Source organism: Kribbella sp. NPDC054772 (genome assembly GCF_053611945.1).
The window spans coordinates 250,727-264,102 of sequence record NZ_JBSHBJ010000002.1 but is presented as its reverse complement, the minus strand read 5'-3'; the positions used below and the strand labels follow the sequence as shown (position 1 = coordinate 264,102).

The following is a 13,376-nucleotide window of genomic DNA, read 5'->3' as shown; positions in this document are numbered from 1 at the left end:
CCCGGCGCCCCAGTGCGTCACCCCCACTTCGCGGGGTAGGTCCAGATCCACCTTTGTGACAGTTTCTGTTGATTCTGAGAAAAAGTGTCACATATGCTGGGGGTATGGACAGCTTCCAGGCGACCATCGACGCCGACGGCCGGATCGAGCCGCGGGACGCGATGCCGGAGGGGTACCGCAAGACCCTGATCCGGCAGATCGCGCAGCACGCGCACTCCGAGATCATCGGCATGCAGCCCGAGGGCAACTGGATCAGCCGCGCGCCGTCGCTGCGCCGCAAGGCGATCCTGATGGCCAAGGTGCAGGACGAGGCCGGCCACGGTCTCTACCTGTACGCCGCCGCGGAGACGCTCGGCGTGGACCGCGCGGACCTGCTCGACCTGCTGCACAGCGGGAAGCAGAAGTACTCCAGCATCTTCAACTACCCGACCCTCACCTGGGCCGACATCGGCGCGATCGGCTGGCTGGTCGACGGCGCCGCGATCGTCAACCAGGTGCCGCTGTGCCGCTGCTCCTACGGGCCGTACGCGCGGGCGATGGTCCGGGTCTGCAAGGAGGAGTCGTTCCACCAGCGGCAGGGCTTCGAGATCCTGCACACGCTGTGCAACGGCACGCCCGGGCAGAAGGCGATGGCGCAGGACGCGCTGAACCGCTGGTGGTGGCCGTCGCTGATGATGTTCGGCCCGCCGGACTCCGCGTCCACGCACTCCGAGCAGTCGATGGCGTGGGGCATCAAGCGGCACAGCAACGACGAACTGCGGCAGCGTTTCGTCGACATGACCGTCCCGCAGGCCGACGTACTGGGGATCCGGGTTCCGGACGACGGGTTGTCGTACGACGCCTCGACGGGGCACTACCGGTTCACCGAGCCGGACTATGCGGAGCTGTATGAAGTTGTCAAGGGCAACGGTCCGTGCAACCAGCAGCGGTTGGCGCGCCGGGTCCAGGCGCACGAGGACGGCGCGTGGGTGCGAGAGGCGGCGGCTGCTTATGCGTCGAAGCAAGCTTTGAAGGCTGGTGCCGCATGAGTGTCGAGCCGCTGTGGGAAGTTTTCGTGCGGTCGCGCCGCGGGCTGTCGCACACGCACGTCGGGAGTCTGCACGCGCCCGACGCGACGATGGCGTTGCGGAACGCGCGGGACGTGTACACCCGCCGCCAGGAAGGCGTGTCGATCTGGGTGGTGCGGGCCGCGGACATCACCGCGTCGAGCCCGGACGAGAAGGACGAGTTCTTCGACCCGGCCGCCGACAAGGTGTACCGGCATCCGACGTTCTACGAGGTCCCGGAAGGCGTCGAGCACCTGTGAACGACCTGTCCGCCTACACGCTCCGGCTCGCCGACGACGCGCTGATCGCGGCGCAGCGGACGGCCGAGTGGATCGCGTCCGCGCCGCAGCTCGAGGAAGACGTTGCGCTCGGCAACATCGGGCTCGACCAGCTCGGACAGGCCCGGTCGCTGCTGCAGTACGCCGGCTCGCTCGACGGCCGCACCGAGGACGAGCTCGCCTACTTCCGTGACGAGCGCGACTTCCTGAACCTGCAGATCTGCGAGTTCCCGAACGGCGACTTCGGCTTCGCGATGGCCCGGTTGCTGTACTTCGCGACGTACCAGCACCTGTTGTACGACGAGTTGCGGTCCGGCACCGACGAGACGCTGGCCGGCGTGGCGGGGAAGGCGGTCAAGGAGGTCGCGTACCACGTCGACCACGCGACGCAGTGGGTGCTGCGCCTCGGTGACGGGACGGACGAGAGCCACCGGCGGATGCAGGCCGGGCTGGACGCGCTGTGGCCGTACACGGGGGAGATGTTCGAGTCCGACGAGCTGGTGCGGCGGTTGCCGGTCGCTGTCGATCCGTCGACTCTCCAGGAGGCCTGGCTGCAGCGCGTGCTGGCGGTCGTGGACGAGTCGACGTGTGAGCGGCCGACGTCGGCGTACCAGCACAGCGGCGGCCGCGAAGGACGCCATACCGAGCACATGGGCTACCTCCTCGCCGAGATGCAGCACGTGGCCCGTTCGCATCCAGGTGCGACATGGTGACCGATGCGGCGGTGTTCGAGGCGGTCGGTGAGGTCACGGACCCCGAGGTGCCGGTGCTGACGATCGCCGACCTCGGTGTCCTGCGCGGGGTGCGCCACGAAGGCGACGAGGTGGTCGTGACGATCACGCCTACGTACTCGGGTTGCCCGGCGATGGATCTGATCCGTCACGAGGTCGAGCTGACGCTGAACCATCTGGGTGTCGACGGCCGCGTCGAGACGGTTCTGTCTCCGGCGTGGACGACCGAGTGGATGAGCGAGGTGGGGAAGGCCAAACTCACGGAGTACGGCATCGCGCCGCCGACCGGCACGGGGCCGGTGATGGTGAGCCTGAGCGTGCGCTGCCCGCTGTGTGGGTCGCTCGACACGAGCGAGCTCAGCCGGTTCGGGTCCACCTCGTGCAAGTCGCTCTGGCGGTGCAACTCCTGCCGCGAACCCTTCGACCACTTCAAGGCGATCTAGATGACCACGATGGCTCCCCGGCGGCGCGCGACGTTCCATCCGTTGAAGGTGGTGGCGATCGATGCGATCACCGACGACTCGGTCGCGATCACGTTCGCCGTACCGCCGGAGCTGGCGGGGGAGTACGAGTTCACCGCCGGGCAGCACCTGACGATCCGCCGTACCGGGGAAGAGGTCCGCCGGAGTTACTCGATCTGCTCGGCGGAGGGATCGGGCGTACTGCGGATCGGGGTGAAACGGATCCCGGGCGGCGACTTCTCGTCGTACGCCGCGAAGGAACTGCGGATCGGTGACGAGCTCGAGGTGATGACGCCGCTCGGCCGCTTCGGGACGACGCTTGATCCGGCCAATGCGAAGCACTACGCGTTCGTCGCCGCGGGGAGCGGGATCACGCCAGTACTGTCGCTGGTCGCGACGATCCTGTCGGTCGAGCCGGCGAGCCGCGTCACGCTGCTCTACGGCAACCGCACCGCCGGTTCGGTGATGTTCGCCGACGAGCTCGCCGACCTGAAGGACCGGTACGCCGAACGCTTCCACCTGGTGCACGTCTTGTCGCGCGAGACGACCGAGGTGGAGCTCTTCAGCGGCCGCATCGACGGGGACCGGTTGCAGCGGATGTTCGCGACCATCCTCCCGCTGGACTCGGTCGACGAATGGTTCCTCTGCGGTCCGTACGCGATGGTCGTCGGCGCTCAGGAACTCCTGCTGGGCGAGGGTGTTGCCCGCGAACACGTGCACGCCGAGCTCTTCCATGTCGGCGACGAGGCCCCTCAAGCACCGGTCGAGGAGTCGGCGACGGACGAGGACGCCGCGCAGGTCACGATCATCCTCGACGGCCGTCGCTCCACGTTCGCGCTGTCCGAGCACGCCAAGGCCGTCCTCGACGCGACGCTCGCGGTCCGCTCCGACGCTCCCTTCGCCTGCAAAGGTGGCGTCTGCGGCACCTGCCGGGCCAAGGTCCTCGACGGCAGCGTCCGGATGGACACGAACTGGGCCCTCGAGCCCGACGAGATCCGCGCCGGCTACGTCCTCACCTGCCAGTCCCACCCGACCACGCCGACCGTCACGCTCGACTACGACGCATAAGAACAGCCGGCCTCCCACCTGAAGGAGGCCGGCTGTTCTTGTGCGGGTCTCAGTCGGTGCCGGCCTCCATGGCGGCGCGGTCGAGGAGTTCGTCCTCCTCGGTGGCCTCGCCGCGGGAGGCGATCGCCTCGGCGCCGCCGGTCGGCAGCTCGCCGATCAGGTCGGTGGAGGACGCCAGCGCCGGGTTCGAGGAGCCGAACATCCCGAGGCCGGCGTACTGCTCGAGCTTCGAGCGCGAGTCGGCGATGTCCAGGTTCCGCATGGTCAGCTGGCCGATCCGGTCGACCGGGCCGAACGCCGAGTCCTCGATCCGCTCCATCGACAGCTTGTCCGGGTGGTAGCTGAGCGCCGGACCGGTGGTGTCGAGGATCGAGTAGTCCTCGCCGCGCCGCAGCCGCAGCGTGACCTCACCGGTGACCGCCGTACCGACCCAGCGCTGCAGGGACTCCCGGATCATCAGCGACTGTGGGTCGAGCCAACGACCTTCGTACATCAGCCGGCCGAGCTTGCGGCCCTCGGTGTGGTAGCTGGCCAGCGTGTCCTCGTTGTGGATCGCGTTCACCAGCCGCTCGTACCCGGCGTGCAGCAGCGCCATCCCGGGGGCCTCGTAGATACCCCGGGACTTCGCCTCGATGACCCGGTTCTCGATCTGGTCCGACATCCCCAGCCCGTGCCGGCCGCCGATTGTGTTGGCCTCCAGCACCAGGTCGACCGCGGAGCCGAACTCCTTGCCGTTGATCGTCACCGGCCGGCCCTGCTCGAACCCGAGCGTGACGTCCTCAGCGGCGATCTCGACCGACGGGTCCCAGTGCTTCACGCCCATGATCGGGTCGACGGTCTCGAGTCCGGTGTCGAGGTGCTCGAGGGTCTTCGCCTCGTGCGTCGCGCCCCAGATGTTCGCGTCGGTGGAGTACGCCTTCTCGGTGCTGTCGCGGTACTGCAGGCCGTGCGCGACCAGCCACTCCGACATCTCCTTGCGGCCACCCAGCTCGTGCACGAACTGCGCGTCCAGCCACGGCTTGTAGATCCGCAGCTGCGGGTTCGCGAGCAGGCCGTAGCGGTAGAACCGCTCGATGTCGTTGCCCTTGAACGTCGACCCGTCGCCCCAGATCTGGACGTCGTCGTCGAGCATCGCCCGGACCAGCAGCGTGCCGGTCACGGCCCGCCCGATCGGGGTGGTGTTGAAGTACGTCCGGCCGCCCGACCGGATGTGGAAGGCGCCACAGGCCAGCGCCGCGAGACCTTCCTCGACCATCGCCGTACGGCAGTCGACCAGGCGGGTGATTTCCGCCCCGTACGCCGTGGCGCGGCCCGGCACCGACTCGATGTCAGGCTCGTCGGCCTGCCCGAGATCAGCGGTGTACGTGCACGGGATCGCACCCTTGTCCCGCATCCACGCAACCGCAACCGACGTGTCGAGACCACCCGAGAAGGCAATCCCGACCCGCTCACCGACCGGCAAAGAAGTAAGCACCTTGGACACAGGAAGAGTATGCATCACCCTGCATGATTATGCAAAGCCGCCTCGTCCTTGTGCCCCCACCAACCGAATCTCGCCGCCGATTGCGGGTGGTGGGGCTCAAGGAGTGGGTGGCTGGTGTGACGGGTGGGGTGGATGGGGGAGGATGTGGGTCGAGTGAGGGGAGTGAGGCGCCGATGATGGGGCGGTCGCATGCGTTGTCGGGGTGGTGTGCCGGGCTGGCGGTGGCGCCGTTGGTCGGGCTGACCTCGATAGCGGAAGTGGTGCCGTTCGCGGCGGCCACGGCCGGGTACGCGTTGGTGCCCGACCTGGATCATCCGGGCGCGAGTGCCTCCCGGCTGCTCGGGCTGGTGACCCGGCTGGTGTCCGGAGCGGTCCGGGCCTTCTCCGGTGTCCTCTACAACGTCACCAAGGGCCCACGTGACGAGGACAGCACCGGTAAGCACCGCCACGCGACCCACACGCTCGTCGCGGCGATTCTGCTCGGCATGCTCGCGGCGAGCCTCGGTGACCGCGGCAAATGGGCCGTACTGGCGGTCGCGCTGACCGGACTGGTGCTCGCGGCCGACGCGCTCGGAGACTGGATCGTGCTCGCCGTACTCGGGGCCGCCGGCTGGTCTGTGGTCAGCACCACCGGCGCAGGTACGGCGCTCCCGGGAACCGCGGCTGCTGACGCTCTACAAACAGGTCTGACCCAGATCGGCGGCTGGATCGGAGTGTCCGTCGCGCTGGGCATGTTCGTGCATTGTCTCGGCGACAGCCTGACGCGCGCGGGCTGCCCCTGGTTGTGGCCGCTCCCGATCGCGGGCGAGACCTGGTACGAGATCCGCCTGCCGAGGTTGTTGCGATTCCGCACGGGCAGTTGGGTCGAGCACCTGGTCATCGTCCCGCTCCTGGGCGTCGGCGCCGTACTGCTCCTGCCTGGCGCTCTCCAGGTGGTCCAGCGGTTCTTCGACGCGACCTCGGTCTGGATCGCCGGTCAGTCCTGAAGCCGCCCACCCAGGTACGACGGAACGCCCCGCGACTCGAGTGACGCGGCGAAGCGCTGCTGGTTCCGCGCGCTCGGCCACACCTCCAGGAGGGCCAGCGGCAGCGCGAGCACGGCTCCGATCAGCACCACCCAGAAACTCTGTACGACGAATGCCAGCGCGACCGAGACCAGGAACACGCCCTCGCACAGTGCGAACCGGGTGAACGTCGACGCCGTGAACCGCCGCCACGACTCGGCCTCGATCTCGGCGGCGGGGCGACCGGAGTGCTCGAGCGCGGGCGTACGGAAGCCGGCCAGCTCGCAGAACGTGTACGCGGCGGCGGCTGCAGCCAGCACCACGAGCGGCGCCCACGTCGCTGGGAACTCGCCGGTCCCGTCGGTGGCGAGCACGAACCACAGCACCAGGGTGATCATCGGGATCGCGCCTGCCATCGCTGCGCAGATGATGGTGAGGCTCTGCTGCGCTGCTGGAGGCTTAGTAGATGTCGACACGCGGATGACCCTAGCGGTCTCGAAAGTCACCGATTTATCGACACAGAGCACTCGTTTCATCACCCAGAGTATTTGCAGAAGTTTTTCCGGACTTTTTTGCTGGAAGCTGTAACGACTCCCGGGTCGAGCCCGATAGGACGAGTGAGCCTGGTGGCTGCCCGGACCCCCGAGCGGACAGCCACCAGGCCTACTCATTTCTTCAGGGTCCAGGAGCGGTAATCTGAGGCTCATGTCCTCGCCAGAATCCACGCCCTCGCCGGCGCTGCCGTTCGGCCGCCTGACGACCGCGATGATCACTCCGTTCCGGGCCGACGGTGCGCTCGATCTCGACGCCGCCCAGCGGGTCGCGACCTACCTCGTCGACGGCGGTAACGACGCCCTGGTGCTGAACGGGACCACCGGCGAAGCGCCGACCACGTCGGACCAGGAGAAGGTCCAGCTGATCGAGGCCGTCCGCGAGGCGATCGGCGACCGCGCCTTGATCGTCGCCGGGGTCGGCACCAACGACACCGCGCACACGATCGAGTGCGCAAAGCAGGCCGAGGCCGCGGGCGCGCACGGTCTGCTCGTCGTCACGCCGTACTACAACAAGCCTCCGCAGGACGGGCTGCGCGCGCACTTCACCGCGGTCGCCGACGCCACCGGCCTGCCGAACATGCTGTACGACATCCCCGGCCGGTCCGGCGTCGCGATCAAGACGGAGACCTTGATCACGCTCGCTGAGCACCCGCGGATCGTCGCGGTGAAGGACGCGAAGGGTGACATCGCGGGGACCACCAAGGTGCTGGCGAACACCGATCTGTTCTACTACTGCGGTGCGGACGAGCTGAATCTCGCCTCCTTGGCGATCGGCGCGGTCGGCATCGCGAGCGTGGTAGCCCATGTCGCGAGCCGGGAGTACCGGCAGCTGATCGACGCCGTGGTGGCCGGCGACCTTGCCACCGCACAGGAGATCGACCGACGGCTGGTGCCCGCCGTCGAGACGATCATGACCAGGACCCAGGGCGCCATCATGGTGAAGGCCGCCCTCAAGCTGGCCGGTGTCATCGAGCACGCGACCCTCCGGTTGCCGTTGGTTGAGGCGACCGCCGAGCAAGTGGACTGGCTCACCACCGACCTCAAGACGGCAGGACTGATTGCATGAGCCATCCCCATCCAGATCTCGACGCGCCCGGACCTCTCGCTCCGGGCGCTTTGCGGGTCATCCCGCTCGGCGGCCTCGGCGAGGTCGGCCGGAATATGACGGTGTTCGAGTACGACGGCAAGTTGCTGATCGTCGACTGCGGCGTCCTCTTCCCGGACGAGAACCAGCCCGGCGTGGATCTGATCCTGCCGGACTTCGAGCCGATCCGGCACCGTCTCGACGACATCGTCGCGGTGGTCCTGACGCACGGCCACGAGGACCACATCGGCGGGTTGCCCTACCTGCTGCGTGAGCGGGGTGACATCCCGGTCGTCGGGTCTCAGCTCACGCTCGCGCTGCTCGAGGGCAAGCTGAAGGAGCACCGGCACCGCAACGTGCCACAGCAGACCGTGGTCGAGGGCGAGAAGCTCCAGATCGGGCCGTTCGTCTGCGAGTTCGTCGCGGTGAACCACTCGATCCCGGACGCGCTCGCGGTGGCGATCAAGACGCCGGCCGGCGTGGTGCTGCACACCGGTGACTTCAAGATGGACCAGCTGCCGCTGGACAACCGGATCACTGACCTGCGCGCGTTCGCCCGGCTCGGCGAGGAGGGCGTCGACCTGTTCATGGTCGACTCCACCAACTCCGAGGTGCCCGGTTTCACCACCCACGAGCGCGACATCGCGCCGGTGCTGGACCGGGTCTTCACCAAGGCGAAGAACCAGCGCATCATCGTCGCCTGCTTCGCCTCGCACGTGCACCGCGTCCAGCAGGTGATGGACGCCGCCGTGAAGCACCGCCGCAAGGTCGCGTACGTCGGCCGCTCGATGGTCCGCAACATGGGCGTGGCCCGCGACCTCGGCTTCCTGACCGTGCCGGGCGACACGCTGATCGACATGCGCGACCTCGACAACTACCCGCCGGAGCAGGTGGTGCTGGTGTCGACCGGTTCGCAGGGCGAGCCGATGTCGGCGCTGTCCCGGATCGCGGCCAACGACCACAACGTCGTCCACCTGCAGCCGGGTGACACCGTCGTCCTCGCGTCGTCGCTGATCCCGGGCAACGAGAACTCGGTCTACCGGGTGATCAACGGCCTGGTCCGGCACGGTGCGAATGTCATCCACAAGGGCAACGCGCTGGTGCACGTCTCCGGCCACGCGAGCGCCGGCGAGCTGCTGTACTGCTACAACATCGTGAAGCCGCGCAACGTGATGCCTGTGCACGGTGAGGTCCGGCACCTGCACGCGAACGCCGACCTGGCGGTGCAGACCGGCGTACCGCGGGAGAACGTGGTGGTCGTCGAGGACGGTGTGGTGGTCGACCTGATCGACCGCAAGGCCGTGGTGGCGGGCAAGGTCGACTGCGGGTACGTGTTCGTCGACGGCTCGACCGTCGGTGACATCACCGAGACCTCGCTGAAGGACCGCCGGATCCTCGGGGACGAGGGCTTCATCTCGGTGATCGCCGTGATGGACTCGGTCACCGGCAAGCTCACCGCTGGGCCGGAGATCCAGGCGCGCGGGTTCGCCGAGGACGACACCGTCTTCGACGACCTGAAGCCGAAGATCGAGGCCGAGATCGAGAAGGCGATCGGCGGCGGGGTCGACGACATGTTCCAGCTGCAGCAGGTGATCCGCCGGGTGGTCGGCAAGTGGGTCAGCGACACCCACCGCCGCCGCCCGATGATCATTCCGGTAGTTGTCGAAAGCTAGTAACGTCGGCGCGACTAGACGAAGGGGTGGGCCGGCGATGAGTGTCAGTGGAGTGAACGGGACGGGCCAGCGCCGGCCCACGATGAAGGAGGTCGCCGCCCGGGCCGGGGTCGCGTTGAAGACCGTGTCCCGGGTGGTGAACGAGGAGCCGAACGTCAGCCCGGAGCTGACCGCGAAGGTCCAGGCCGCGATCAAGGAGCTCAACTACACCCCGAACGAGTCCGCCCGGATGCTGCGCCGCGGCAAGACCGGGACGATCGCCGTCGTGATCCGCGACATCGGCGACCCGTTCTTCGCCTCGCTCGGCCGCGCGGTCGAGCTGTGGGCGCGCTCGTCCGGCTCGGTGGTGATGATCGGTCTGACCGACGAGGACCCGGAGCGCGAGAAGGACGTCTGCCTGGAGTTCGTCGCCCGCCGGCCGGACGCGCTGATCATGGCCCCGATCGGCGAGACCCAGGACTACCTGGCCCCGCACGTGGACGCCGGGATGGCGGTCGTCACGATCGACCGTCCCGCGCACGGTATCGAGGCCGACGCCGTACTGGCCGACAACGCGGGCGGCATCGATCAGGCGATCGACCACCTGGTCCGGCAGGGCCATCGGCGGATCGCGTACCTCGGTGACGACGAGCGGATCTTCACCGCTCGCGAGCGGGTGGTGGCCTACCGGGCGGCGATGGCGAGGCACCGGATCGACGTCGACGAGGACCTGGTGCACCTGTCCGAGCCGACCACCGAGGGCATCGGCATCACGCTGTCGGCCGTCCTCGATCGAAGTGATCCTGCGACGGCGTTGCTGTCGGCCAACAACATGACCACTGCCGAGGTGCTGCGCGGTCTGGCCGGGCGGCGGGATCGGGTCGCCCTGGTGTCGTTCGACGACCTTCAGTTGGGCGACCTGCTGAGCCCGGGGCTGACCGCGGTCGCGCAGTCGGCCGACGTGATGGCGCGGACCGCGATCCAGTTGATGACCGAGCGCCTGCCGGAGCCGCATCGCCCCGGCCGCACGGTCCGCGTCCCGGTGAAGCTGACGATCCGCGGTTCAGGCGAGATTCCGCCCGCTCACTGATCGGAGTTCCGCGGCCAGCGGGCAGTCGAACGGGTCACGGGCGCGAAGTCCCACGTTGTTCAGATAGCCGACGACGATCCGGTACGACGCGAAGAAGCTGACCTCGGTGTAGGCCACGTCGTGCAGCCCGCAGTACTCGCGGACGATCGGCTGCACCCTCCGCAGCGTCGGCCGTGGCATGCTCGGGAACAGGTGGTGCTCGATCTGGTAGTTGAGCCCGCCCATCGCGAAGTCGGTCAGGATCCCGCCGCGGATGTTGCGCGACATCAGGACCTGACGCCGGAGGAAGTCCAGCTTCATCGTCTTCGGTACGAGCGGCATGCCTTTGTGGTTGGGCGCGAACGAACCGCCGAGACACACCCCGAAAACGGCGAGCTGCAGGGCGAGGAACGCGCCGGCCTTGCCGATCGGCAGCAGGATGAGCAGCACGGCCAGGTAGCCACCGATCCGGCCCGCCACGATCGCGGCCTCGACACGCTCGACCGAGGTCGCCCCCCGGCGCAGCAGGTGCCGCATGCTCGAGACGTACAGGCTGAGGCCCTCGAGGGTCAGGAGGGGAAAGAACAGCCAACCTTGGCGACGGGTCAACCAGGCCTGGAAACCCCGGCGCCGGCCGGCGTGCTCCGGGGTGAACGCGATGACTCCGATCGCGATGTCCGGATCCTTGTCCAGCTGGTTCGGGGCGCCGTGGTGGCGGCTGTGCTTCGATCGCCACCAGTCGGCGCTCATTCCGACCAGGCCACCGGCCAGCAGACGCGCGGTCCAGTCGTTCCAGGCAGCGGAGTCGAAGATCTGCCGGTGCGCACTGTCGTGGCTGAGGAACGCCACTTGAGTCAGGACGAGCGCGAGGGCACCTGCCATCAACAGCTGGAACCATGAATTGCCGAGCAGACCGACGCCGACCCAGACCGCGATGAAGGAACCGACCACCAGGGCGATGCGTGTCAGGTAATAGCCGCGGCGCCGGCGCAGCAGCCCAAGCTCCCGGACGGTTCGCAGCAGGTCGGTATAGAGGTGCGTGTACCTGTGCTGCGCGCGCAGGGGATCGTCGTCGTCGGCAAGCAGCTGTGACAAAGGAATCGCCCCGGCTCCGGAAGTGCATCGGTCGATGCGCTACCGGGGTACCGGGGCAGCGTACGAGAATGTGCTGAGACCCTCAACGGAACCACGTCGGGTAACCGTACGCAAGGCTGGCGCGGGTCGCGCCGCGCGAGTCCAGGGTGATTTGACGCCCAGTTCGCTCGGCTTTCATCTGAGCGTCACCAGCGAGGCGCACCTTCGGGGACATGAAACTGAGCCGCCGCCAGCTCCTGGCCGCATCCACAGTCGCCGGTGCCTCCCTCGCCGTACCCGGGGTGGCCGCCGCGGCGCCGAACCTCGTCCGTCGCGACCGTCCGGCGCTGCCGTCCGGGATCGCGAGTGCTGACGTCACGCCTAACTCGGCCGTCGTCTGGTCGCGCACCGACCGCCCCGGCCGGCTGGTCGTGCAGCTGACCAGCCACGGACGCTTCGACAAGGCGATCAACCTGCGTGGTCCGAAGACCGACGCCGCCGACGACTTCACCGCGCGGCTGCCGCTGCGTGGCCTGCGGCCCGGCCAGCGCTACGACTACCGGATCGGTTTCGAGGACGCGCAGGGCCGGATCGGCGAGACCCTGGACGGCTCGTTCAGTACGCCGGGCCGCAACAAACCGGTGTCGTTCGTGTTCACCGGTGACACCGCGGGCCAGGGGTACGGCATCAACCCGGACCTCGGCGGCATGGTCGCGTACCGGGCGATGCACGACACCCGGCCGGACTTCTTCCTGCACTCGGGCGACAACATCTACGCCGACGGCCCGATCCAGGCCGAGCTGAAAGTTGCCGACGGCACCATCTGGAAGAACGTGGTGACCGAGGAGGTCGCGAAGGTCGCCGAGACGCTGGCCGAGTACCGCGGGCGGTACAAGTACAACCTGCTCGACGACAACGTGCGCTCGCTGTACGCCGACGTACCGCTGATCGCGCAGTGGGACGACCACGAGACGCTGAACAACTGGTACCCGGGGGAGATCCTCACCGACGACCGGTACACCGAGAAGCGCGTCGACGTCCTCGCGGCGCGGGCCAAGCAGGCGTTCCTCGAGTACCTGCCGATGGAGCACGTCGCGGACCGGGACCGGATCTACCGCAAGGTCAGCTACGGGCCGCTGGTCGACGTGTTCTGCCTGGACATGCGGACGTACCGCGGTGCGAACCCGGTCCCGTCGACGGCCGGACCGGTCGCGATGCTCGGCGCCGAGCAGGCCGCCTGGCTGGTCCGTGAGGTCGCGGCGTCCAAGGCCACCTGGAAAGTGATCGCCAGCGACATGCCGATCGGCCTGCTGGTGCCGGACGGCGACCTGATCGAGGCGGTCGGGAACGGGCTGCCCGGTGCGCCCGGCGGTCGCGAGCACGAGATCGCCTGGGTGCTGAGCCAGTTCAAGAAGCGCAAGGTCCGCAACGCGATCTGGCTGACCGCGGACGTGCACTACGCCGCGGCCCACCACTACGACCCGGCGCGCGCGGCGTTCACCGACTTCGACCCGTTCTGGGAGATCGTGGCGGGCCCGATCAACGCCGGGACGTTCGGGCCGAACGGGCTGGACAGTACGTTCGGGCCGCAGGTCGTGTGGTCGAAGGCGGCCGACTTCCCGAACCAGTCGCCGGCCGGCGGCAACCAGTTCTTCGGTCACACAACGATCGACCCACGGACCGGCGTGTTCACCGTGTCGTTGCGGAACCTGTTCGGCAAGGTGCTCTGGTCGAAGGACATCAACCCCACCCGATAGAGCCTGGTTGAGAGGCCCGTCACTGATGGGTCCGTCGTACTCACCCGGCCCCGGCGCCTGCGCGGGATGCCGCCCACCGGGGCCGGTGAGTACGACGCGTTCTCCGGCTAGGTTT

At 68.2% G+C, this 13,376-nt stretch carries 13 protein-coding genes; 10 read left to right on the top strand and 3 right to left on the bottom strand.

Annotated features, from left to right (window positions below):
* The first annotated feature begins 104 nt into the window (after window positions 1-104).
* Genes paaA through paaE form a run of 5 tightly spaced genes read left to right on the top strand, consistent with a single transcriptional unit; the run spans window position 105 to window position 3,584 of the window.
* Window positions 105-1,028, top strand: a complete 924-nt coding sequence (paaA, locus tag ACWGID_RS04135; protein WP_452194247.1) for a 1,2-phenylacetyl-CoA epoxidase subunit PaaA — start codon at window positions 105-107, stop codon at window positions 1,026-1,028.
* Entirely contained in the window at window positions 1,025-1,306 is a 282-nt protein-coding gene (gene paaB / locus ACWGID_RS04130) for a 1,2-phenylacetyl-CoA epoxidase subunit PaaB (protein WP_387773068.1), read from the top strand. Before paaA ends, paaB begins: the two co-directional genes overlap by 4 nt.
* Window positions 1,303-2,037, top strand: coding sequence for a 1,2-phenylacetyl-CoA epoxidase subunit PaaC (gene paaC / locus ACWGID_RS04125; RefSeq protein WP_452194244.1), 735 nt, complete (start codon window positions 1,303-1,305; stop codon window positions 2,035-2,037). Before paaB ends, paaC begins: the two co-directional genes overlap by 4 nt.
* Window positions 2,031-2,498: a 1,2-phenylacetyl-CoA epoxidase subunit PaaD gene (paaD, locus tag ACWGID_RS04120; RefSeq protein ID WP_452194242.1), complete on the top strand. Its 468-nt coding sequence runs from the start codon at window positions 2,031-2,033 to the stop codon at window positions 2,496-2,498. Before paaC ends, paaD begins: the two co-directional genes overlap by 7 nt.
* The gene (gene paaE, locus ACWGID_RS04115) at window positions 2,499-3,584 is read left to right on the top strand and encodes a 1,2-phenylacetyl-CoA epoxidase subunit PaaE (protein WP_452194240.1); all 1,086 of its coding nucleotides are present in this window, start codon (window positions 2,499-2,501) and stop codon (window positions 3,582-3,584) included. It begins immediately after the preceding gene.
* A 49-nt stretch (window positions 3,585-3,633) separates the two neighbouring features.
* Here paaE and argG read toward each other — a convergent pair whose 3' ends face one another.
* On the bottom strand, window positions 3,634-5,067 hold the full coding sequence (gene argG, locus ACWGID_RS04110; protein WP_452194238.1) for an argininosuccinate synthase: 1,434 nt from the start codon (window positions 5,065-5,067) through the stop codon (window positions 3,634-3,636).
* A 173-nt stretch (window positions 5,068-5,240) separates the two neighbouring features.
* On the opposite strand from argG, the gene ACWGID_RS04105 reads away from it, so the two are divergent.
* A complete protein-coding gene (locus tag ACWGID_RS04105; protein ID WP_452194237.1) occupies window positions 5,241-6,053 on the top strand; it encodes a metal-dependent hydrolase in 813 nt (270 codons plus the stop codon).
* Here the strand turns inward: ACWGID_RS04105 and ACWGID_RS04100 are convergent.
* Window positions 6,044-6,547: a hypothetical protein gene (locus ACWGID_RS04100; RefSeq protein WP_452194235.1), complete on the bottom strand. Its 504-nt coding sequence runs from the start codon at window positions 6,545-6,547 to the stop codon at window positions 6,044-6,046. The genes ACWGID_RS04105 and ACWGID_RS04100 overlap by 10 nt on opposite strands.
* A gap of 229 nt (window positions 6,548-6,776) precedes the next feature.
* Between ACWGID_RS04100 and dapA the strand changes: the two genes are divergently transcribed.
* Genes dapA through ACWGID_RS04085 form a run of 3 tightly spaced genes read left to right on the top strand, consistent with a single transcriptional unit; the run spans window position 6,777 to window position 10,451 of the window.
* A complete protein-coding gene (gene dapA, locus ACWGID_RS04095; protein ID WP_452194234.1) occupies window positions 6,777-7,691 on the top strand; it encodes a 4-hydroxy-tetrahydrodipicolinate synthase in 915 nt (304 codons plus the stop codon).
* Entirely contained in the window at window positions 7,688-9,382 is a 1,695-nt protein-coding gene (locus ACWGID_RS04090) for a ribonuclease J (protein WP_452194232.1), read from the top strand. The genes dapA and ACWGID_RS04090 overlap by 4 nt, the downstream gene beginning before the upstream one ends.
* A gap of 37 nt (window positions 9,383-9,419) precedes the next feature.
* Entirely contained in the window at window positions 9,420-10,451 is a 1,032-nt protein-coding gene (locus tag ACWGID_RS04085) for a LacI family DNA-binding transcriptional regulator (protein WP_452194230.1), read from the top strand.
* On the opposite strand, the gene ACWGID_RS04080 is transcribed toward ACWGID_RS04085, so the two are convergent.
* Window positions 10,425-11,525 carry a fatty acid desaturase family protein gene (locus ACWGID_RS04080; protein ID WP_452194228.1) on the bottom strand — a complete coding sequence of 367 codons (1,101 nt, stop codon included), beginning with the start codon at window positions 11,523-11,525 and terminating at the stop codon, window positions 10,425-10,427. The two genes, ACWGID_RS04085 and ACWGID_RS04080, sit on opposite strands and share 27 nt — an antisense overlap.
* Window positions 11,526-11,737: 212 nt before the next feature.
* On the opposite strand from ACWGID_RS04080, the gene ACWGID_RS04075 reads away from it, so the two are divergent.
* Window positions 11,738-13,261, top strand: coding sequence for an alkaline phosphatase D family protein (locus tag ACWGID_RS04075; RefSeq protein WP_452194226.1), 1,524 nt, complete (start codon window positions 11,738-11,740; stop codon window positions 13,259-13,261).
* Window positions 13,262-13,376 lie beyond the last annotated feature (115 nt).